The sequence below is a fragment of the endosymbiont of Lamellibrachia barhami genome (assembly GCF_011947365.2).
In the GTDB taxonomy this organism is placed as follows: domain Bacteria; phylum Pseudomonadota; class Gammaproteobacteria; order Chromatiales; family Chromatiaceae; genus QGON01.
The window spans coordinates 467,942-488,689 of the sequence record NZ_JAAVSH020000001.1 but is presented as its reverse complement, the minus strand read 5'-3'; the positions used below and the strand labels follow the sequence as shown (position 1 = coordinate 488,689).

At 52.5% G+C, this 20,748-nt stretch carries 19 protein-coding genes; 11 read left to right on the top strand and 8 right to left on the bottom strand.

Annotation, left to right across the window (positions count from 1 at the left end):
- Nucleotides 1-230: 230 nt before the first annotated feature.
- The 3 genes from G9Q73_RS02025 to G9Q73_RS02015 form a co-directional block, all read right to left on the bottom strand.
- Entirely contained in the window at nt 231-1,184 is a 954-nt protein-coding gene (locus G9Q73_RS02025) for a DUF3943 domain-containing protein (protein ID WP_177418267.1), read from the bottom strand.
- A gap of 348 nt (nt 1,185-1,532) precedes the next feature.
- Nucleotides 1,533-2,459: a hypothetical protein gene (locus G9Q73_RS02020; protein WP_177418266.1), complete on the bottom strand. Its 927-nt coding sequence runs from the start codon at nt 2,457-2,459 to the stop codon at nt 1,533-1,535.
- Nucleotides 2,456-3,865 (bottom strand): adenylate/guanylate cyclase domain-containing protein, encoded by a 1,410-nt coding sequence (locus G9Q73_RS02015; protein ID WP_177418265.1) that lies wholly within the window; start codon nt 3,863-3,865, stop codon nt 2,456-2,458. The genes G9Q73_RS02020 and G9Q73_RS02015 overlap by 4 nt, the downstream gene beginning before the upstream one ends.
- Before the next feature lie 319 nt (nt 3,866-4,184).
- Here G9Q73_RS02015 and G9Q73_RS02010 point away from each other — a divergent pair, with 319 nt between their 5' ends.
- On the top strand, nt 4,185-6,008 hold the full coding sequence (locus tag G9Q73_RS02010) for a DEAD/DEAH box helicase (protein WP_177418264.1): 1,824 nt from the start codon (nt 4,185-4,187) through the stop codon (nt 6,006-6,008).
- A 98-nt stretch (nt 6,009-6,106) separates the two neighbouring features.
- Here G9Q73_RS02010 and ppsR read toward each other — a convergent pair whose 3' ends face one another.
- Nucleotides 6,107-6,925 (bottom strand): posphoenolpyruvate synthetase regulatory kinase/phosphorylase PpsR, encoded by an 819-nt coding sequence (gene ppsR / locus G9Q73_RS02005; RefSeq protein WP_177418263.1) that lies wholly within the window; start codon nt 6,923-6,925, stop codon nt 6,107-6,109.
- A 57-nt stretch (nt 6,926-6,982) separates the two neighbouring features.
- Between ppsR and G9Q73_RS02000 the strand changes: the two genes are divergently transcribed.
- Entirely contained in the window at nt 6,983-7,396 is a 414-nt protein-coding gene (locus G9Q73_RS02000) for an HIT domain-containing protein (RefSeq protein WP_177418262.1), read from the top strand.
- 85 nt (nt 7,397-7,481) lie between these two features.
- On the opposite strand, the gene G9Q73_RS01995 is transcribed toward G9Q73_RS02000, so the two are convergent.
- Nucleotides 7,482-8,276 carry a hypothetical protein gene (locus tag G9Q73_RS01995; RefSeq protein ID WP_177418261.1) on the bottom strand — a complete coding sequence of 265 codons (795 nt, stop codon included), beginning with the start codon at nt 8,274-8,276 and terminating at the stop codon, nt 7,482-7,484.
- A 248-nt stretch (nt 8,277-8,524) separates the two neighbouring features.
- Here G9Q73_RS01995 and G9Q73_RS01990 point away from each other — a divergent pair, with 248 nt between their 5' ends.
- Nucleotides 8,525-9,895: an OmpA family protein gene (locus G9Q73_RS01990; protein ID WP_177418260.1), complete on the top strand. Its 1,371-nt coding sequence runs from the start codon at nt 8,525-8,527 to the stop codon at nt 9,893-9,895.
- Nucleotides 9,896-10,258: 363 nt separating this feature from the next.
- Here G9Q73_RS01990 and G9Q73_RS01985 read toward each other — a convergent pair whose 3' ends face one another.
- Together G9Q73_RS01985 and G9Q73_RS01980 are read right to left on the bottom strand one after the other, a co-directional pair.
- On the bottom strand, nt 10,259-11,443 hold the full coding sequence (locus G9Q73_RS01985; RefSeq protein WP_177418259.1) for an ankyrin repeat domain-containing protein: 1,185 nt from the start codon (nt 11,441-11,443) through the stop codon (nt 10,259-10,261).
- 234 nt (nt 11,444-11,677) lie between these two features.
- On the bottom strand, nt 11,678-14,410 hold the full coding sequence (locus tag G9Q73_RS01980; protein ID WP_177418258.1) for a putative bifunctional diguanylate cyclase/phosphodiesterase: 2,733 nt from the start codon (nt 14,408-14,410) through the stop codon (nt 11,678-11,680).
- 140 nt (nt 14,411-14,550) lie between these two features.
- Between G9Q73_RS01980 and G9Q73_RS01970 the strand changes: the two genes are divergently transcribed.
- From G9Q73_RS01970 to G9Q73_RS01935, 8 genes are all read left to right on the top strand, one after another.
- Nucleotides 14,551-14,835 carry a hypothetical protein gene (locus G9Q73_RS01970; protein WP_177418257.1) on the top strand — a complete coding sequence of 95 codons (285 nt, stop codon included), beginning with the start codon at nt 14,551-14,553 and terminating at the stop codon, nt 14,833-14,835.
- Between the two features lie 14 nt (nt 14,836-14,849).
- Nucleotides 14,850-15,599 (top strand): DUF4197 domain-containing protein, encoded by a 750-nt coding sequence (locus G9Q73_RS01965; RefSeq protein WP_177418256.1) that lies wholly within the window; start codon nt 14,850-14,852, stop codon nt 15,597-15,599.
- 142 nt (nt 15,600-15,741) lie between these two features.
- Nucleotides 15,742-16,137: a hypothetical protein gene (locus G9Q73_RS01960; protein WP_177421205.1), complete on the top strand. Its 396-nt coding sequence runs from the start codon at nt 15,742-15,744 to the stop codon at nt 16,135-16,137.
- Between the two features lie 261 nt (nt 16,138-16,398).
- A complete protein-coding gene (locus G9Q73_RS01955; protein WP_177418255.1) occupies nt 16,399-16,836 on the top strand; it encodes a hemerythrin domain-containing protein in 438 nt (145 codons plus the stop codon).
- Nucleotides 16,837-16,845: 9 nt separating this feature from the next.
- On the top strand, nt 16,846-17,115 hold the full coding sequence (locus G9Q73_RS01950) for a DUF2249 domain-containing protein (RefSeq protein WP_177418254.1): 270 nt from the start codon (nt 16,846-16,848) through the stop codon (nt 17,113-17,115).
- A complete protein-coding gene (locus G9Q73_RS01945; protein WP_177418253.1) occupies nt 17,109-18,419 on the top strand; it encodes a hypothetical protein in 1,311 nt (436 codons plus the stop codon). Before G9Q73_RS01950 ends, G9Q73_RS01945 begins: the two co-directional genes overlap by 7 nt.
- A gap of 50 nt (nt 18,420-18,469) precedes the next feature.
- Complete coding sequence (locus G9Q73_RS01940) at nt 18,470-19,177, top strand: Crp/Fnr family transcriptional regulator (RefSeq protein ID WP_177418252.1); 708 nt, start codon at nt 18,470-18,472, stop codon at nt 19,175-19,177.
- 637 nt (nt 19,178-19,814) lie between these two features.
- On the top strand, nt 19,815-20,492 hold the full coding sequence (locus G9Q73_RS01935) for a PKD domain-containing protein (RefSeq protein ID WP_177418251.1): 678 nt from the start codon (nt 19,815-19,817) through the stop codon (nt 20,490-20,492).
- Here the strand turns inward: G9Q73_RS01935 and G9Q73_RS19170 are convergent.
- Nucleotides 20,480-20,748: hypothetical protein (locus tag G9Q73_RS19170; protein ID WP_218649913.1), on the bottom strand; the 269-nt coding region annotated here is incomplete at its 5' end. The two genes, G9Q73_RS01935 and G9Q73_RS19170, sit on opposite strands and share 13 nt — an antisense overlap.

The window sequence follows — 20,748 nt, the reverse complement described above, 5'->3', positions numbered from 1 at the left end:
TATAGATTTTGATGGTATCAAACCGGCTTGATCCTGCGTCAGTATAACCGAAGGCAGACTTGGGTATCGGGGCTGGTACGGGTCAATGCAGCGAGAAGGCATGCGAGCGGATAGTGTGGCCAGATGTCGAAAGCTGCCAGCTTGCAGCAGGGTAGGATCTTGTCGGGTTACGCTGTGCTAACCTGACTTACAAAAATAAATCTGTCCCCTTTTTCGCTCTTTTTCTCTGATCAACGCCAGTTCAGGTTCATCTCAAGGCCGAGATAATCACCTACCACGCGTTCAGTGTGGTAGGGCGAGTCACTCCATGCTTCGGGTTCTGATTTGGTGTAGAAATTCTTCCTGACAAAGGATCGAAATTTCAGGTCGGATTCCACCTCATTACTGAACCAGCCATCCACTATGCTGTTAGCGGCTCCCAGTGGGTCTGTGAGTACCAGGAGGGTTTTGTCACCGAAACTATAGTGGCGCTGTGCCTTGATATTGGTACGTACACCTTCCACGTAGTAGCCGAGCATACTGCCGATCACGGGCGTAAAGATCAGATCCTGTATCGATACCGGTTCAAAAAGGGCTTCGAGTCCGAATTCATACATTGAGGAGAAGGCAACGGATGCCCAAAATGAACTCATCTCGTCATAACCACGCTCCCGTGCACGGGTATAGTAGGCCATCCCCCAATAGGGATGCAGGATATAGTTGATCCACCAGTGGTCGCCATCCCAGATTGGGTTTGTGACGTTATCCCACCACTTGGAGAAGCTGTAGTTGCTTTTGTCCTCGTCGCTCCACTGGGAGATGCTTTCCGGCATTACGTAGAGCACGGCGATGGCTGTTGCCTGGTAGCCTATGAAGTAGAATGCATCCCGTTTGATTCCATCCCAATCCGAAGGGCTGGTGTCGTCCAGTTCCCGGCCATAGCCGTAGGGACGCTCATTGAGTGATATCGGCTGTTCGGTCCCTTCAGCAGTATTGGCCAGCCAGGATTCTTCGTTCAGCGCTGCGGCAAAACGCTGCATCTCGTAGCTGGTTTCGTAAAACGAGACCGGGGTGCTGGGGAGCCAACTGTTCGCCTGGGCAGCTGATGAGAGCAGCAATCCCACAAGACAACTTGAAAGCGCTTTTATCATCCGAATGGCTTCCTGAGCGACCGGATGGAATTCGGTGGGTTCCAGCTCGGCCATGTGTTCGTTAAGTTTCCCAACGCAGATTGACCCATTCCTGGGCAAGCTCCATCAGACGCCTGGCGCATTCCGGGTCGGTTCGGGGTGACACCTTGTAGCGCATCTCGTTGTATGCGTAATCCCTGAGACGGATACGCGGGCGCGGGAATCCAGCATCAAGGGCTTGTGTTCCGCATTGCGCAGGGCGGGATTGTACCGGATCAGCGGCCAATATCCACTTGCAACTGCCGGATCCTGCTGTTTCAGGCCTTTTCACAGGCCATAACCTTGGGCGATTCAGGGGCTATACGCGAGAGTTGGGAAATCAGCAGCCGGGATGGAACTTGCGGGATTCGGCCTGCCGATGAATTACTCCGGCTTTTTAAGTGACTCCAGGTTGTCGAGTACTTTCTGGGCGCGCTTGATCTTCTCTTTGGCCCGTTTATCACTTGGGTCCAGGGTCAGGGCTGCGTGCCAAGCCGCTTTGGCGCCTTCTATCTCGCCATCCCGGTAGAGTCGGTCACCAGTTTCCAGCAGGATATCGACGTGACCTTTGAGTTTGGTTTCCAACTGCGAAAGCAACTTTTTAGCCTCGCTGTTTTTGGGGTCTTCTTTCAATACCAGTTTGATCAGATAACGCGCTTCAAGCAGAATATTTTGCTTCAAAAAGCTTTTTGCCTGTGCAATACGTTGCTGATTGCGTGTGGCCCAAACCATTTCACGCGCCAGACGTGCCTCCTGTTTTTGTGTCTCATTGGCAAGCTGTTCTTTCTCCTGCAACTGTGTGAGCAGCCGTAGGTCGGTGACATCATTGCGGACGGTTTGAGCAAGATTCAGACAGGTTATTGCCAGTTCCCGATCTGTTTTGGCATATCGCCAGCCACAGTCGGAGAGCGCTTTATGGCTGCGTTGCAGTCTGGTTTTTTTGTCCATTAGCCTGGAACTAAGATAGCCGTCGTCCGATTCCGAAAGGGAGAGCCTCTCCATCAGCGGGAGCTCCCGTTGCATCCCATGGACCTCTGCAATCAGTAAACGATCCTGTAACTCACGTCGCAGCGCACTCTTTTGTTGTTGCAGCTTACCGAGCGTTGCCTGCAGGGGGGTGTTGCCATTTTCTTGCAGGATGGCCGTTTCGAGCAGGGCCACGGCCTCGCCCAGGCGGCCCTCCTGTGCCAGTGTTTGGGCGCTGGCAAGTGAGTCGCTGACCGGTATTGGCTTGGGCTGCACCTCTTTTTTCAGGGGATTGAGTACACAACCGCTGATGAGTACCAGTGTCAGCAGAAGCAGCTGTTTCATCCCCTTGTTCCATTGTTGAGGATGGTGCTGATGGCATTCATCAACCAGTGGCCGAATTCGGAGGAGGGTGTGCCTGCAATGGAGGGTGTTACCGGATTTTTGCGTCCGCGTACCTGGATGGGTGCCTGTTCTGTCAGTTCAATCATCTCATCGATATGGGGCTGTATGGCAGTTGTTTCGCTCATGATAATACCATCCGCCGGCGCCAGGGAGCAGAGCCGTGAGGCGAGGTTGACAGTGTCGCCCACAACGGTGAACTCCAGACGCTCCGGGATGCCGATATTGCCCGCCAGCATGACTCCGCTGTTGATCCCGATACGAAAGTGGATCGGACTCTTTCCTGAAGAGACACGTTCACGGTTGAGCAGCTTGACCAGTGCCTGAATCAGCCAGGCGCAACGGATGGCATGTTCGCCATGCTTCGGATCTGAATCCGGTACGCCGAACAGGATCATGGCGCTGTCGCCGATGTATTTGTCGACAAATCCATGGCTGAGATGAGCCGCCTCGGCGATATAACCCAGATAGAGGTTCAGCATGGTTGCGACCTCGTCAGGTGGCAGATTCTCCGAAAGCTCTGTAAAACCAACGATGTCGCAAAAGAGCACCGAGCCATCCACCTGCTGGTTCGGCAGACGGGGCTGAGCCAGATTGGAGAGAATCTTCTTCGCCACCACCGGTGAGACGTAGCGGGAGAGGGCAGCTTCAACCTGATCTTTCTCCAGTAGTCCCAACGACATACGGTCGAAGTGGGCGTAGACCTGGCCGATCTCGTCCCTGCGTCCCGCATCGAAACTTTTGGCAAAATCGGCACCGAGTTTTTTATCTCCTGCCTGTGCAAGCAGGGTGATAGGGCGTGAAAGCCTGCGGCTCAGAGCGTATGAGAGCAGGGCGGCGATCAGGATCAGGCCCAAGGTGGCGAATGCGATGATGCGGATAGTGGCCCGTTGATGACGGTCGAGAAATTCCCGGTCGAGGGTGATGATCGCCTGACCGGCGATGGTGTTGCGGAAGCGGATTGGAGTGGTGAAGGTAATCACAGGATGGGAGATTCCGTCTTCATCGCGCCAGAACCATACTCTGGAGTTCTGTTTATCTGTATCGTCCAGCTTTTGCGGCACGACTCCCGAGTCAGCGCGCAGGCCGCGCAAACCGATGATGGCAGCACCCACGATATCGCGGCTCTGCGTCTGTCTGCTGACCAACCCCTGGAGGTTGAACAGGTCGTCAGCGAGCAGAGGTTCACTCGATGAGTGAGAGAGTTGCTCTACCAGTGCCGTGCCGAAAATCTCCACTTCCCGCATGTGGATGCGGTTCTGCTGGGTGATCAGAAACCAGCCCAGGGTGCTCATTACCAGTGAAATCAGGGTGCCGATGGCGATTGACCATTTGATGGCAATAGGCACCGGAGCATTTCTGAAAAGTCGTCGTAACGTTTTCACGGCAAATATGGGGCTACAGTGGCTGCACGAGTCCAGAAAGGTGGTTAGCGGTTATCTGTCATGGGAGGAACATAACCTGCCAAGAGTAGCCAGTATGGAGCTGAAATGTGGAAATTCAAAAACATTTTTTTGTCTGTCCGGCGACCGGTAACGCCTAAATCTTAGGTTTTAGCGAGTGATGGCTATCCAGCTATGGCCAAAATCTGTATAATTACGCGCCTTTCCCGCCCCTTCCATTGAGCCTCCTCGGTGGATCTTCTCCCTGTTCGAGGTGCTGTACCCCATGTCTTCCGATCCAACTTCTATCGTTTTCGATGACCTCGGACTGGCCACGCCTGTTTTAAGGTCGATCCAGCGGCTGGGGTATGAAACCCCGACAGCCGTGCAGGCACAGTGTATTCCGCACCTGCTGGAGGGACGGGATCTGCTGGGCCAGGCCCAGACCGGTACCGGCAAAACCGCAGCCTTTGCTCTGCCGCTGCTGAGCCGTATCGATCTGAAACAACGTGAACCCCAAGTGCTGGTATTGGCGCCGACCCGTGAGCTGGCGCTGCAGGTCTCCGAGGCGTTTCAGAGCTATGCCCGGCATCTGGAAGGTTTCCACGTTCTGCCGCTTTATGGTGGCCAGAGCATGTCGACCCAACTGCGTCAGCTCAAGCGGGGGGTACATGTCATCGTCGGTACACCGGGGCGGGTGATGGACCATCTGCGTCGCAAGACCCTCTCTCTGAAGGGCATACAGGCGTTGGTACTTGATGAGGCCGATGAGATGCTGAAGATGGGTTTCATCGACGATATCGAATGGATCTTCGATCAGGCGCCGGAGACACGCCAAGTGGCGCTCTTCTCCGCGACCATGCCGGATACGATCCGCCGCGTGGCGAGAAAGCACCTGACCGATCCGATGGAGATCAAGGTCAAGGGCAAGACTGAGATAGTGACCGCCATCGATCAGCGCCACATCGTGGTGACCCGTCACCACAAGATGGATGCCCTGACCCGGGTACTTGAAGTGGAGACGTTCGATGCGATGCTTGTCTTTGTGCGTACCAAGACTTCTACGGCGGAGGTGGCGGACAAGCTCGAGGCCCACGGCTTTGCCGCCGAAGCCTTGAACGGCGACATGAATCAGACGATGCGGGAACGCACCATCACTCGGCTGAAAAATGGTCAACTCGATATCGTGGTGGCCACCGATGTCGCGGCCCGTGGCCTGGATGTGGAACGCATCAGCCACGTGGTCAATTTTGATATCCCCAATGATCCGGAATCCTATGTTCATCGCATCGGCCGCACCGGCCGGGCAGGGCGTGAAGGCACGGCTCTGATGTTTGTGCAGCCTCGTGAACGTCATCTGTTGAAGGCCATCGAACGCAACATCCGCCAGCGTATTCCAGCGATGGAAATGCCCACCGCAGATGATCTCAGCGAACACCGCATCGACCGTTTCATGCTGATGCTGCGGGAGACCCTCGCGGAACAGGATCTCGACTACTACTATCGTCTGCTTAGCCGCTTCGAACAGGAGCAGGAGATGAGCGCGATGGATATCGCCGCCGCGCTGACCTACCTGAGCCAGCGCGAGCGCCCCTTCATCGTTGAGGAGTTACAGACTCAACAGCGCGGTCGGTCGGAGCGCCCGGTGCGCAAATCGAACCAAGGGCGGAGTGAGTCATTTCGAGGAGATCGTGGGGCTGGGGAAGACAAAAAACATAGAGAGCGCAAAGAGCGGCCCTCACGCCGGGATGACGATATTCCACGCGAAACTTATCGTATTGCGGTTGGCCACAAAGATGGTGTTTCGCCGCGGGAGATCGTTGGCGCCATTGCCAATGAGGCGGGCCTTGACGGCGCGCATATCGGTCATATCGATATCAGCGAAGATTTCAGCACGGTGGAACTGCCGGAAGGCATGCCGAAGGATATCTTCCAGCATCTGCGCCGGGTCTATGTTTGCGGGCAGAAACTGGACATTGAATTGGACCAGGGGAGTGGCGGTGGCAAAGGCAAGAAAGCCCACCGTGGAAAGGCCGGTACAGACGAGAAAAAGGCGACTGGCAAACACAAGTCCAAGCAGAAAAAGCACCAGTCACACAAGAAGGATTGATCTTCGTAGGCCTGATCAAGCGCAGCGGATCAGGCAAGAAACGGCGCAACAGCTGTGTTTGCCGGTTCCGCAAGCTTGGACCGTCCTACGTTTACCGACTACCCCATCCGGCTCTCAAGGCCGGTCTGCTGCAAAACCCTTGCGGATATCTCCTCCACCGACATGGATGTGGTGTCGAGAAAGGGGATCTTGTAGCGGTGGAACATGGTTTCCGCCTCCTCGACCTCCAATCGGCATTGGGCCAGTGATGCATAGCGCCCGTCGGGGCGGCGCTCCTGACGGATACGCTGTAACTGCTGTATATCGATGGTCAAGCCAAACAGTTTGTCGGTGTAGGGTTGTAGTGTTTTGGGAAGACGACCGTTTTCCAGGTCGTCGTCGGTAAGAGGATAGTTAGCCGCCAGAATACCGTGCTGCAGTCCAAGAAACAGGCAGGTGGGCGTCTTGCCGCTGCGTGAGACCCCCAGCAGAATGAGGTCGGCGGAAGCGTAGTTACGTACCACCGCCCCGTCGTCATTAGCGAGCGCAAAGTTTACTGCGTGGATGCGGGCGTTATAGACATGGTGATTACCCATGCCGTGGGCGCGTCCCCTTACCGGTGTGGATGCGGTGCCCAACACCTTCTCGAGCTGATGGGTGTAATCGTCAAAAAAATCGAAGATTACAGCCCCGACGCCATGCAGACAGGCGCGCAATTTTGGATCGACCAATGTACTGAACACCAGCGGATGTGTATGCGATTCTATGGTCGCCTGGTTGATCCGTTCGGAGGCGCGGCGGGCTTTATCGATACTATCGATAAAAGGCATATGGATGGTCTCGTATTCAAGTCCCTTGAACTGGCTCAACAGCGAACGGCCAATAGCCTCCGCCGTAATGCCGGTATGGTCTGAGATAAAGAAGATGGTACGCTTCATCGGGGTATTATAGCGCTATTGGTTCCCGCTCGTTGGTACGGAGTGCATTGAGGTTTTATGTTCCTGCTTCATCCACAACTCAAAGCTGACACATTCTTTGTGGCGAAGCTGCAGTTATGCGAGCTTCGTCTGATGGACGACAGTCGTTTTCCCTGGTTGATCCTGGTACCACAGCGGGCTGATATCACTGCGGTACATAGGCTTGAGGAGAGTGATCAACTGACGCTCATCAGAGAGAGCAGTGCCGTTTCGAATCTGCTCAGTGCGATGACCACGCCGGACAGGATTAATATTGGCGCTCTGGGTAACATCGTTCCACAGTTACACTGGCATGTGGTGGCCCGTTCACAGGACGATGCCTGCTGGCCGGGGCCGGTGTGGGGTTGTGGAGAACGTATCCCTTATGCGGCGTCGGAAGGGGAAGGTTTGATAAACCGGCTTCAAAATGAACTCGGTAGGATGAGGTATTAACCTCTGTAGGCTGGTTCAAGCGTAGCGGAACCGGCATTTCGCCTGATCCGCTACGCTTGATCATGCCTACAGGCATACACTCTCCTTAATGGCCTCTGCGACCGGGAGGGAAGGGGGCAAATCCATCGTCCCAGGAATCATGCCAGAAACGATTGCGAGAGCGACCGCGTGAGTGCTGGCAATCGATCACACCTTTTCTGCACAGTGTTTTGCGCCACTCATATTTCAGAAAGTGCTTTTCACTCGCTTTGGAACGCGGCTTGAAGTGTACGGTTCTGACTGGAGAGTACTCTGATTCGCCAAAACCGGTGCCAGGTGCACTTTCGCGCGTGTCTGCCCCCTGTCCCCGGCGCGAGAGGCGTTTCTCCTGTCGGCGGGGATAATTGTCATAGGCAATTTTAGGCTTTTTCTCCTTAAATACGGCAACTGCAATGACGCCCATCGCCGTGCGGTCACCCCAGGCATCAGCGTATGAATCGTCGACTTGAGTGAAGTAGAACCGGTTGACCTGTTTTTTGCTGGTACGCCAACCCTCGTACTCTGCCTGCTGATAGGGGCCAAGAACATACATGCGTTCGCGGGATTTCAGATGGGATTTTTTTCCGGAGATGATGTTTCTGCCGTCGACCGCAATAACGAGTCCGATACGTCTATCGCTGTTGTTGCTGACGCGAATACTGTATTTTTTTCCCTTTCTGGCTTCCAGGTAGGCGCGGTGTGTGTGTCCGTCGTTTTCGATCTCGTATTTGGCAAACTCCCGGCCATAATCGGAGACGATCTCAATATCGACATCATCATCCTGCCACACCGGTCTTGCTTCAGCGGCAAAGGCAAACAGCAAACCCGCTGCAGCAAGCAGTACTCCATTCAGTTTTTTCATTACTATCTCCCGTTAATTTGTCAGTCAGGGTGAGATAACTCAACCTCTGATTACAGACTACGGGGGGGTGGCTGAATGAAAGCTGAATGCAGAGCCAGACAGGCTTTAAATCTCAAGTTTCGGAACGCAAATATCGGACTTCTCTATTGCAGGGCAAATAAAGTAGAATATTCGCACTTTATGAATTACTAAGAGTCTTTGGCCTGCCACCCGAAGTATGTGGTCTGCCCCTTACAGGAGTGACACCCATGTTTTACAAGCGACCGCTCGTATACGCTATGTTCAGCCTGATGGTTACCACTGCACCGGCTGCTACCCTGGCCGAAGCTGCAGCCAGTAACCATGAATGCCGTTCCGCCCACCGTCTTGATCGACTGGAAGTGCCTGTCTGGGTTCAGGAGCGCCGTGCGGAGAGGAAGGCGATGCGTCAAAGGCTGTTCAGTGGTCCGATGGGGCGGGGTCAAACGGCTCGCATGACTCGCCCGGCAATGCCTCTCTTTGGCGCGCCGCAGGTACCCGATTGGGTAAGCGAACGTCGTGCCCGGATGCCGACGATGCCCCAGATGCCTGCATTTGAAGCGCCGCAAGTACCCGATTGGGTAGCCGAACGTCGTGCCCGGATGCCGACGATGCCCCAGATGCCTGCATTTGAAGCACCGCAGGTACCCGATTGGGTAGCCGAACGTCGTGCCCGGATGCCGACGATGCCCCAGATGCCCGCTTTTAAAGCGCCGCAGGTACCCGACTGGGTAGCCGAACGTCGTGCCCGGATGCCGACGATGCCCCAGATGCCTGCATTTGAAGCGCCTCAGGTACCCGATTGGGTGGCCGAGCATCGTGCTCAGATGCCGACATTTGAGCGCCCGGAAGTCCCGGATTGGGTCAAAGAGCATCGTGCTCAGATGCCCATGTCTAACTGGCAGACATTGCCACGAGTTGCCCCCGCACGGCCTTATAGCGGAGCGCCTGTTTACGCTGCACCGGGTTGGGGTGGTTACGGCAATGGATATGGTTACAACCACCGTGATCCCTGGAGTTGGCAGGTACCCGTTGCCCCCGTCGCACTTGCTTCGGTTGATGAGACCCCCGCTGAAGCAGAAGTAGAAGCAGAAGTAGAAGTGGCAATGGCAGAGCCAGTCGCAGTCGAAGTCGAAGCCTCGACTCCAGCGCCTGAAGCACCTGTAGTTACCGATAGTGATGCTGATGGCGTACTGGATAGCGTGGATATGTGTCTTGATTCCACAGCAGGCGCAACGGTTGATGCCTTGGGCTGCGAGAAGAATGCTGCTATCGTCCTGCGTGGGGTGAATTTCAAGACCAACTCTGATGAGTTGACAGACGACTCTGCCGAAATCCTTGATCGTGTCGCTGCCACCCTGGTTGCCAATCCAGATATTGCAGTGGAGGTATCCGGTCATACCGATAGCGATGGCGATGCTGTTTACAACAAAGATCTCTCCCGGCGTCGCGCAGAAACCGTGATGGCCTATCTGGTGATCAATGGCGTGTCAGCTGACAACCTGTCTGCCATGGGTTACGGTGAAGAAAATCCGATGGTCGGGAATGACTCGTCTGAGGGTAAAGCCCAGAATCGCCGGGTTGAACTGAGCCGTAAGTAATCCTGAAAAGGTTCGCGGCCCAGGCGCCGCGAATCATCTGCCGGGGGATTGGGGTCGTAACGAGTCGCGTCTACGGTCCCTTTTATTGGTTGATTTTTGAAAAAAACAAAATACCGATCTTGCTCAGATTGTATAGACTGAGGTTTCTGGATGAGCTGAGAAAAAATAAGCTCCTGAAGTTTCAGAAGCAGAATCCATGAATGTGGGGGTGAAAGTTGACCAGATCATCGAAGGTCACTACGAACAGGATATAACCCGGTCGCCCCTGGGGGCGGCCTCCTGTTAGGTGTCACTCAGCAGTTGGGACGATTTGGTGAAGAGCCAATTTATACTGCTTAAATTTAATAAGCCGTCAGGACAAATTTACTTAACCCCTCCATTTTTCTTTAGAAGTTCACAAATCTCGGTATTGCGGGTAGTAAGGCATCGGCTATGCACTTGGCGCAGAGGGGACCAGCCGCGATTGTCCTTGGCGTTTACATCCGCCCCTTTTGAAATGAGAAGCCTGGAAATCTCCATATTATTCTTGGAACAGGCGATAAAAAGAGGCGTCCGGCCATCCTTGTCTCTAGCCTCAATATCGGCTCCCTTTGAAATGAGAAGCTCGCCAATTTCCTTGCAACCTATCATATGCAGAGGCGTTTTATCCTGATAACCTCTGGCGTAAATGTTCGCTCCTTTAGAAATCAGGAATTCTGCAATACCCCGTTGGCTATCATCATGGCAGCCTAAGGCGGCATTGTGTAATATCGTATAGCCTCCAATCAGCATCTCAAAATCAGCTCCCCGCTCGACAAGTAACTTGAATATTTCCTCGCCATTTTTATTGCGCTTGTTGAGGGCCGCATACAAAGGTTTATAGAAAGGTTCCGGGGCCGCATTGACATTGGCACCCTGGTCAATAAGAAATCGGCATATTTCTTTGTGGCCTGCGTGTGCGGCGTAGTAGAGCGGCATGAGGTCGCGATCATCTTTCGCATTAACATTTTCGCCTTTGGCAATAAGCGATTTAACCTCATCCAGAGCCCCGTTCTTTGCCGCCTCATGGATATTGGCTGTGCTGGTCGCAGCACCTGCCGGGGATGCTTCTGGTTGGGCCGCAACTTTATGTTCCTTATGCTCGCGTTCCACGATGGTCAAGCGGTAGACACGTTCCAAGGAATGGACTTGAATCCAGGTTTCCAGGCCCTCTTTTAAAACTTTTCCGTACAAGTCTTTTTTTGTTCTCTTGAAGATTTTCGCGCCGATCTTCTTTAAAGAACTTTCATGGTTATTGAGTATCATCAAACGTCCCGGCACTTGGGCACCTTTGTTTAGACGATATTCGATATGGTAGTAGTGTCCTTCAATATTTATTTTGTTATTGGCACTATCGCGAAATGAGTGCGAATCATGTATATTCTCTTTGTAGGCAGCGATCCAGAATCCAGGCATCCTGGATATCAACGGGTGATCACTGCTTCCAACCCTGTCTTTACCCGCATATGTGATGCCAGCCATAGTCAATGCAATGAAAATACTGATGCAGACTTTAGAAAGAAATTTCATGGTAATCACCTATGCTTCAAAAAAGTAAGAAGTTGCTTTTCAGTGGTAATGATTCCCTCTTTGCCTCCGGAATGAGGGATGATTTATTGTCGCGTACGGTAGCCTGGCGTATCAACCGGCACGGAAGCTCCTGTTCAGTCAGGCCTTCATCACCGACTTTCAGGCGAAATAGATCCGGCAGCGGAAAACACTGACTGCAGAGTGCCGCAAAGAAGTGGAAGAGATATGGGCTAACTATTTTTTCTGCTCCTCCAGGTACTGTCTGAGTTTGTTGATCGGCACTGGCTCACTGAACATATATCCCTGACATATATCGCAAGCATTCTGCTGGAGAAACTCAAACTGCTCTGCTGTTTCAACACCTTCGGCAACCACTTGCAGGTTCAGTTTATGGGACATCGCGATAATGGCCGCAGTAATCTCCACATCATTGCGGTCACCCGGTATATCCTGAACAAATGAGCGATCCACTTTCAAACGGTCCACAGGAAAACGTTTCAGATAACTCAGGGATGAGTATCCGGTCCCGAAATCATCCACCGAAAGTGTCACTCCCAAGGCCTTGAGGTGCTGCAGTGTTTCAACTACCTGATCGGTATTTTCCATCAGGATACTTTCGGTAATTTCCAGATCCAACCATCGGCTTTCCACGCTTTTTTCGGTCAGAATCCCGCTAATGGTTTTCGGGAGATGTACATCCCGGAACTGGCTGGCCGCAAGGTTCACAGATACAACAATATCGCCATATCCGTCGCGATGGAGGTCAGCCGTATCCTGACAGGCCTGACGCAATACCCAATCACCTATTGAGTTGATCAGGCCTGTCTCCTCTGCAACTGTGAGAAACTCATATGGCGATAGCAGGCCACGTTTCGGATGCTGCCAGCGTATCAGAGCCTCCATTCCCACCATTTTTCGATCATGGATACGGATTAGCGGCTGGTAGAAAAGACGAAATTCACTGTTCTCCAGCGCACTGGTCAACTCCCTTTCAATTCTAACCCTTTGCTGTACCTCGTCATTCATTGCAGAGGTGTAGAACTGATAGTTTTTTCGTCCCTTCTCCTTGGCTTTATACATGGCGAGGTCAGCATATTTCATCAGCGTGCTGGCATGGATTCCATCCTCAGGACCCAACGTAATACCGATGCTGGTGGTTATTGTGACCTCTTTACCCTCCAGGTAAACCGGTGATCGCAGTGACTGTAAAATCTTTTCCGCTACTTTTCTGGCAGCGGAAGGGTTCTGTATATCCGTCAGAAGAATGGTGAACTCATCCCCCCCAAGACGTGCTACCGTATCGTTTCCCCTTACGCTCTTTGTCAACGTCCGGGCTACGCTTTTCAGCAGCAAATCCCCTGCCTCATGTCCCAAGGTATCATTCACATGTTTGAAATGGTCCAGATCGAGAAACAGAAGTGCCACTGAACTACCTTTTCTGGATGCATCCTTAATGGCCCACTCTAACCGGTCCTTGAACAGACGGCGGTTTGGCAGTTCAGTCAGGGTATCGTAGAAGGCCATGCGTTCCATCTGTTCATGGGCTGATTTCAGCTCAGTGACATCTTCACTGACTGCCACGTAATTAGTGATCTTTCCACTATCTGTGGTAATCGGTGAAATGGAGAGATGGCTCCAGTAGAGTTCTCCGGATTTCTTACGGTTGTGCAGATCGCCAACCCAGTGCCGTCCTGCCAAAATGGTATTCCAGAGATCTTTGTATCTGTTAGCCTGGGTCTCCCCCGAGCGCAATATTCTGGGCGTTTTCCCTCTAATCTCATCCAAAGAGTAACCGGTTACTTCAGTGAAGCGGGGGTTGACATACTCGATCTCTCCTTGATCAGTGGTGATCACAACTGCGCTGGCACCCTGCTCAACCGCACTCGAAAGCTTGCGCAGAGAGATCTCCATTCTTTTTCTTTCAGTAATCTCCTGATGCAGATCGTGGTATACTGTTGCCAGCCTCAGATCAATACGGCCAAGGTAACGGACAAACAACAAAAACAGGATGCCGCCCGCCACCAGAAAGAGGATAAGAAAACGCCCGAGCAGCCCCCATATCGCAATCTGCTCCTCTGTGTTATCAAGGATTATACCAATATGGCCGATATAACGACCGGCCTCGTCAAGCAGAGGGAACTTGCCTAATGAGTAGGAGCGCTCCTTGTCTCTGTAGCTGATCGCCAGTTCTTCATCTTCGATAATGTGGCCGTCAAAAAAATGTTTCTGTTTATAGGGAAAACTCAATGGGTCGCCAATTGTGACAATGTGGTTTTCCAGGAACTCCCAACCATAGTCGCTCTCGGACAGGCTTGCTTCTTGCCTCCACAATGCCCTATTGATCTCCGGTTTTTCAATGAAAGCAAAAAGATCCACATTCTGTACAGTTGCAACCTCATAGATAACATCAGATATATCGATCTCCATTTCGATAAAACCAGGAGTACTGTTTTCAATATGCCAGGGTTTGGCAATTACCAGGAGGAGTTGGCCCCGTTGGGATAGCTCCAGGCCATAACTGAGTTCGCCGGTATTGGCAGCACGGTGCACAACTCGGCCACGCTCAGAATCTCCATATCTTGAGGGCTCGTTAACACGCAAAAAATAGTTGAAATCGTCTGTGATATAATTTAGTTCGGAGACTTGGAAAAACGCCTGCATTTGCTGAAAGACGGGTCTACTGCATGCCAGCAATGCCTGTCTGTCCTGACTCCTCCAGGCATTTTGAAAGCAGCTGCTGTTGCTGATGAAAAAGAGATGGCTGGAAAGCAGCGCCGCCTCATCATCCAGTTTCCTCAGGAAAGAGGCTTCGATGGAACTCTTGAGAGAGAGGAATTTTTCTCTTGCATGCTCTTGCTCAATCCATAGAATTGAAGCGAGAAATGCACTCGTTAGAATAATGAATGTCACGGCCAGCGGTAGCAACACCGGTCGTTTGATTCTCGTCAAATCACTGTTTTTACTCATCTGTCTCAGTGATGTCCCGAATAGCTGTTATGCCAGGATACCTCTCTCATTTTACTGTTCAAAGGAATAGCCAATCTGATGCCACTCCCTTACGCACACCCATAAGTTTAGCGGCTATGCCGGTAATTTCTTTAGGCTACATGAAGAAAACTGACAAAAGTCAAAACAATGACTTGCGAAGTGCTTCCAGCCTGTCCGGTTCTGTTTCACTGAAACCGGCCGCTCTTACGCCGTCTTGTATTCATGATGCCCAGGGATGGACGAATGTCACGGGAGGTATGGATGCCAAGAGCGACCTTTTCAAGCGGGAAGGGGTGCGGATCATGTGGCGGACCGATCGGCTCAGATTGTGTAGACTGGAGTTTCTGGATGAGCTGAAAAAACAGGCTCCTGAAGTTTCTGACACAGAATCCATGAATGTATAAAGAGGACAGGGATAATGAAACAGCTCGAACTTACCCGACTGCTTGTGGCAGCGGTTGTACTGACAGTACTGGCATCGAGTGCCCAAGGCGATTGGAGAAGTATCTTCAAGCAGTTCATCGAGAGCGACACGGTTGAAACCGCTACAGAATCGGTACTGAGCAACAGTGAAGTTGCTTCCGGACTGAAAGAGGCGCTTGCCAATGGTGTCGAGACCGCGATCAATCGGTTGGGCCAGACGGATGGTTTTTTGTCTGACGAACTGGTGCGCATCGCTATGCCTGATTCTCTAAAGACGATTGAATCGATTGCCCGTAAGACAGGGCAGGGGCACTATGTCGATGAATTTATCACAACGCTGAATCGGGCTGCCGAACAGGCTGTGCCGGAGGCGTCGGCAATCCTGGGCGATTCCATTCGTGACATGAGTGTCGGAGATGCCAAATCCATTTTGAATGGATCAGACGATGCCGCAACGCAATATTTTCGCAAGAGCAGTGAAGCACAACTGGAGGAGAAATTCCGCCCGATTGTAGAACGGGCCACGAACAGTGCCGGTGTCACCTCGGCCTATAAATCCCTGTTGGGCCAGGCGGGCGGGATGCTTGGCGGCTTTTTCGACACCGACTCACTGGATCTGGATCGGTATGTCACCGACCAGGCCATGGACGGTCTGTTCAAATATATCGCCATACAGGAGAAGCAGATCCGGGAGAATCCCACCGCCAGAACCACTGATCTGCTGAAAAAAGTGTTTTCCAAATAAAATCGTTGGGATTACGGATTCATTGCCTGTAGGAGTCCCGCCTCGGCGCAAATCGGCGTTATGACGGTGTCCGACACCTCATCGCCGCGTACAGGAAAAACGGGTTTCCGCTTTGGATCAGAATCCATGCTATGTTGAACTCATGGGAAACCTCGCCCGCTATCGAAAGCACTCAGATCAAGCCGTCACGGCGGTCCAACTGGACCTGGACACCACCGGCTTCGTCTACCAAAAGTGGGGTGCCGAACAGCGCTGCAAACAGGGCGATTGGCTGGTGAACAACAATGGTGATACCTACACTATCGACAGCGCTGTATTTGCCCGCACCTACAGAAAGGTGGCGCCAGGGCGCTTCGTAAAAACCACCCCAGTGTGGGTGCGGCGGGCAGATCATGACGGCAGCATCAAAACCATAGAGGGTGAATCCCACTACCGCACCGGTGATTATCTCGTCTTTAACAATGAAGACGGCACCGATGGCTATTGCATGTCGGCGGACAGCTTTGATGTGATGTATGAGCTGGATTCTTCCGCCTGAGCCTTCTTAAAGCTTTCGTCAGATCAAAGATGTTCACCCGTTCCGGATCAAAACGATTGTTGTCATGCCAATGATCCTCTACCCATTTCCAGACATTCCTCCGGACGCGAGGCATCGGGTAACTCCAGGGTAAAATATAGAATAACCCCCCAGGAATTAAAATCTTCTGAGATATGTCACCTTTGTGTTGACGTTTGTCAAAGATTCTCTCTGTACTTTTGGTTAATACTTCCCATGATTTTAACGTAGCCAGAGGCATCAATGAGCACCATTTCTGCAACGATGACACATGACCATCGGCGTTGTGATGGGATATTTGCCGCAGCGGAAGACGAGGCGGCGAAGGGGGACTGGGAGGCTGCTGCAACTCAATTCGGGGTGTTTCACGCAGCCATGGAGCACCATTTTAAAATGGAGGAAGAGGTGCTGTTTCCCGCCTTTGAGGAGACTACCGGCATGGCCATGGGGCCGACAGAGGTGATGCGTGGCGAACATGCGCAGATGCGTGATCTGTTTCAAGAGATGGCTGAGAGTGTAAAAGCCAGGGATCAGGATCGCTATCTGGGATTGTCGGATACGCTGTTGGTGGTTATGCAGCAACACAATGCCAAAGAGGAGCAGATGCTCTATCAGATGTCGGATCAGGTACTTGGCAGCCAAGCTTCCGAGTTGCTGCAGCGGATGGAAGCCATCGACTGAAACTGCATCATGGTGATTAATCTGGATGTCAGCATGCTGGAGCCCTGTGAACCGCTGGAGCGGACACTGGAGGCGGTACAGGCGCTCGCATTGGGTGACTGCCTGCATGTCATCCATTCCCGTGAGCCGCGCATGCTTTTTCCCATGCTCGAAGGGCGCTTTGTCTGGAGGGTCGGTACTGCCCGCCTGGGACGATTTGAGATCTATATCTGGCGTGCAGATGACGCGGAAATGGCCGCAACGGTCAGGGCGCTGATGGGGAATGCGGAGGCATGCTGACTCAGGCCACTCTTTCCCTTGAGCAGGCGCCACCGTTCTCCGTTCCAATCCGTTTTTTTCTGACTGCACCCTTGTTTCTGTTCCTTGCCGGTGTAGTGCTGATGATCTATGGGGCCGATGCGCTTACGTTCCGCTGGTCACCTGTTACCCTGGCCCTCACACACCTCTTCACTCTGGGCTTTTTGGGATTGGTGATGGTTGGGGCGATGATGCAGATGCTCCCCGTACTGGCAGGGTCACCGGTTCCCGGCGTCTTTTGGGTCAGTACACTGGCTCACTTGCTTCTGACCATCGGTGTCTCCTCTCTTGTCATGGGGTTCATTCAGGATGGTTCGTTCTGGATGCCCGTTGCCATGGCCGGGCTCGCGGGAGGTTTTGCCGTCTTTGCCGGCGGGGTGGCGATAGCGCTTATGCGGGTAAAGTTGCCGAGTCCCACCGTTACGGCAATGCGCTTGGCTATTTCAGGGTTGGCGGTGACGGTTATTCTTGGCCTGTTGCTCACCGCCAGTCTGGTCTGGCCCTTGCCTCTCTGGCAACCGTTGGTGCTGACCAATGTTCATCTGAGCTGGGGTCTGTTGACCTGGCTGGGATTGCTGGTGGCTGGTGTCTCCTACCAGGTGGTGCCTATGTTTCAACTCACACCTGAGTATTCTGTGCCGATGACGCGGTATCTCCCCCGTACCCTGTTTCTGCTGGTATTGCTTTGGTCGATGCTCTATCTGGCGGGAGTTGTGGAGTGGACGCCGGGTTGGCTCGCATGGGGTATCGTCTGCGTCATCGGACTGGGCTTTACCGGCTTTGCCTGGTCGACGCTGCAGTTGCAGCGGAAACGGCGTCGCAAACTGCCGGATGTGACACTCGACTTCTGGCGTTTGGGCATGCTGATGTTGCTGGCAGTTTTTCCGGTCTGGATGATGAGGGGTATGGACGATCGATTTGTCTTATTGCTGGGCGTGGTCATGCTGGCCGGCTTTGGCCTCTCTGTCGTCAATGGAATGCTCTATAAAATAGTCCCGTTTCTGAGCTGGTTTCACCTGCAACATCGAAAAATGGTTCAGCAGGGAGGTGTAGGTCCGCGCATTCCCACCATGAAGGACTTTCTTCCTGACACATTGGCGCGGCGTCAATACCGCTTGCATCTGCTGATGTTGGTGACTTTGGGCGCAGCCGTATTTTTTCCGGAAGTGCTTTCCCGTCTCGCGGGGTCTCTTTTGTCGCTATCTGCGCTGCTGCTCTGCTACAATTTAGTGCATGCAGTCCGACGATTTCGTGCCGTGAGCATTGAGCTGGATAGGGTTGGTTGACAAACTTATCCATGGCGCGGGCTGCCTCTTAAATACCTTTGGAGCGCAGTGTGTCGTCAGAGCTGAAACAGTCGTATCTTTTTTCCCGCCTGGACGAAGAGCAGATCCAACGTGTTGAGGCGATGAGTCGCCGTATTTGGCTATCGGATGGACAGCATCTGTTCCAGGCCGGAGAAAAAGCGACGCGCTTCTACTTGGTCACGCAGGGCCAGATCAAGCTCTATCGCCTGGCCCTGAATGGCAATGAGAAGGTAATTGAGATCATCTCTCCCGGCCACACCTTTGCTGAAGCATTGATGTTTCAGGAGAGTCCCAACTTTCCGGTGAACGCGTCAACCATGGGAGAAACCGAGGTAATCTCGTTCGATAACACCGCTTTCCTCGGCATGTTGCGGGAGTCGGTGGATACCTGTTTCCGATTAATGGGGGATATGAGCCAGAGGCTCAAACGGCTGATCAAGGAGATCGACGATCTCACACTGCAAAGTGCGACCGGGCGTGTAGCGGGTTTCCTTTGGGGACGCTGGAATACAGGGAAAGCAAATGGAAACACCATCGAACTGAATGCCCCCAAAGGGGTACTGGCCTCAAGACTCTCAGTAAAGCCGGAAACCTTCTCCCGAATACTGCACAATTTTTCCGAACAAAAGCTGATACAGGTTCATGGCAGCAGTATCGAAGTGATTGATGAGGAGGGACTCTACCGGCATGCTGAGTCAGCCGGGATTTGTGGTGGCAGCCTTTCGCCGGATTTGTGATGCAGTCGCCCTGTGACCCGTTTTTTTATTGTCGCAGAATTTTACAGCTGCCAGCTTCCTGGCTCCAGATTCTATATATTGTTCCTATCTTGTTGTAGTTTGGGTAATTAATCCCACGCCTCGCCGTAATTTAACGGATTTCATCTGCTTTTTAGTCCTGATAAGGCTAAAAAAAAGAATTTAAATCCTATTAATGTGTCGGATTATTTTACATGCCGACCTGGAATTTTTTTCCTTTATTGAAAAAAGATCGAGAAATCATTGGCTTGATTTTTGTGGAATGCATCTTGCTTAGTCCTGTAGAGAGGCCAGAATCGTCTCGAATCGATTAGGTTTGGAAGAAAAATAGAGTAAAAAAACCTGGCATGCCGTTAAAGCTAGGCTGTGCAAAGCAGTTTGGAAGAGGCGTTGTGCCGCGGATATTTTTGTCCTGGTCGTCCGGCTGGGCTATCCCCCGTCTATTTTGACCTGGGGCGAGAGAAAAATCTTGCGGTTTCAAGCTCGCCGAGTGTGGGCTTGGATGGTCACGCACACGTCCTCCTACAACGGTTTATGAGATTCAGCTGATTATCGGATGGCCTGGATTTATGGCTTGTTGTGCTGAAAGTAAAGCATTCAATGGGATGAGAATAAGCGTATGAAAGGTTTTTACGGGTTCTGCAAAACCATTTTTCTTTTAACTGCGCTTAACTGCATCTATGTGCTGCCTGCCTTTGGTGAATTGAGTATGGGGCTGGTTACAGCAACCAGTGTTCAGCGCGTAAGCCGGTTTGAAGTCATCTATACCTATACGGCTGTACTGAATAACAGTGGACCTGAACCACTGAGTAATGTTACTGCAACCCTCACAAGCAACACGCCGTATCTGACAATTATCGATGGGGAGATAGTTTTTCCGGACGTCCCGGTCAGCGACGGCATAGAATCAACCGATACAATCACTATACGGTATAACAGGCGTCATACTTTTAGCAATGAGGACCATGATTGGAGCTTTAGCCAGGAAGATCCAGCCCCTTCAAATACAAAACCAACAGCCGACGCAGGGCCGGATCAAAGTGCCTTTCTCTGGAGTACTGTAACACTGGATGGTTCCGGCTCCAGTGATGTTGACGGTGATTTACTGACCTTCAACTGGTCCCTTCTGAATGTGCCCGGCGGCAGTGTCGCCGCTTTGTCCGACCCGAATGCCGTCATGCCCGACTTTGTATTGGATGCTGTCGGACTTTATGAACTGGAACTGGTTGTGAATGATGGACTGATGACTCGGTGCCGGACGGGGTTCTTATTACCACCGGCAACTCACCACCGGTAGCCACGGCGCGGGGCTGGATCAAAAGCATTCTTACCGGAACCTGTGGTTTCGCTGGATGGTTCGGGATCCAGTGATGTTGATCGGCGTCTGCTGACTTTACCTGGTCCTGCCAGGCGTGCCAGCTGGAAGTGTGTGCTGTCGGATCTCAATGCCGTCATGCCCGGTTTCATTGCCGACCTGCCGGGCAATACTCGGCTGGGTTGAGTTGTGAATGATGGCATTGTCGATTCGGCAGTGGATGTGTCACTGCCACCGT

Coding starts and splice junctions, on each gene's coding strand:
- G9Q73_RS02025 (WP_177418267.1), bottom strand. CDS start 1,184: ATGGCCGAGCTGGAACCCACCGAATTCCATCCGGTCGCTCAGGAAGCC.
- G9Q73_RS02020 (WP_177418266.1), bottom strand. CDS start 2,459: ATGAAACAGCTGCTTCTGCTGACACTGGTACTCATCAGCGGTTGTGTA.
- G9Q73_RS02010 (WP_177418264.1), top strand. CDS start 4,185: ATGTCTTCCGATCCAACTTCTATCGTTTTCGATGACCTCGGACTGGCC.
- ppsR (WP_177418263.1), bottom strand. CDS start 6,925: ATGAAGCGTACCATCTTCTTTATCTCAGACCATACCGGCATTACGGCG.
- G9Q73_RS02000 (WP_177418262.1), top strand. CDS start 6,983: ATGTTCCTGCTTCATCCACAACTCAAAGCTGACACATTCTTTGTGGCG.
- G9Q73_RS01995 (WP_177418261.1), bottom strand. CDS start 8,276: ATGAAAAAACTGAATGGAGTACTGCTTGCTGCAGCGGGTTTGCTGTTT.
- G9Q73_RS01990 (WP_177418260.1), top strand. CDS start 8,525: ATGTTTTACAAGCGACCGCTCGTATACGCTATGTTCAGCCTGATGGTT.
- G9Q73_RS01985 (WP_177418259.1), bottom strand. CDS start 11,443: ATGAAATTTCTTTCTAAAGTCTGCATCAGTATTTTCATTGCATTGACT.
- G9Q73_RS01980 (WP_177418258.1), bottom strand. CDS start 14,410: ATGAGTAAAAACAGTGATTTGACGAGAATCAAACGACCGGTGTTGCTA.
- G9Q73_RS01970 (WP_177418257.1), top strand. CDS start 14,551: ATGAAGAAAACTGACAAAAGTCAAAACAATGACTTGCGAAGTGCTTCC.
- G9Q73_RS01965 (WP_177418256.1), top strand. CDS start 14,850: ATGAAACAGCTCGAACTTACCCGACTGCTTGTGGCAGCGGTTGTACTG.
- G9Q73_RS01960 (WP_177421205.1), top strand. CDS start 15,742: ATGGGAAACCTCGCCCGCTATCGAAAGCACTCAGATCAAGCCGTCACG.
- G9Q73_RS01955 (WP_177418255.1), top strand. CDS start 16,399: ATGAGCACCATTTCTGCAACGATGACACATGACCATCGGCGTTGTGAT.
- G9Q73_RS01950 (WP_177418254.1), top strand. CDS start 16,846: ATGGTGATTAATCTGGATGTCAGCATGCTGGAGCCCTGTGAACCGCTG.
- G9Q73_RS01945 (WP_177418253.1), top strand. CDS start 17,109: ATGCTGACTCAGGCCACTCTTTCCCTTGAGCAGGCGCCACCGTTCTCC.
- G9Q73_RS01935 (WP_177418251.1), top strand. CDS start 19,815: ATGAAAGGTTTTTACGGGTTCTGCAAAACCATTTTTCTTTTAACTGCG.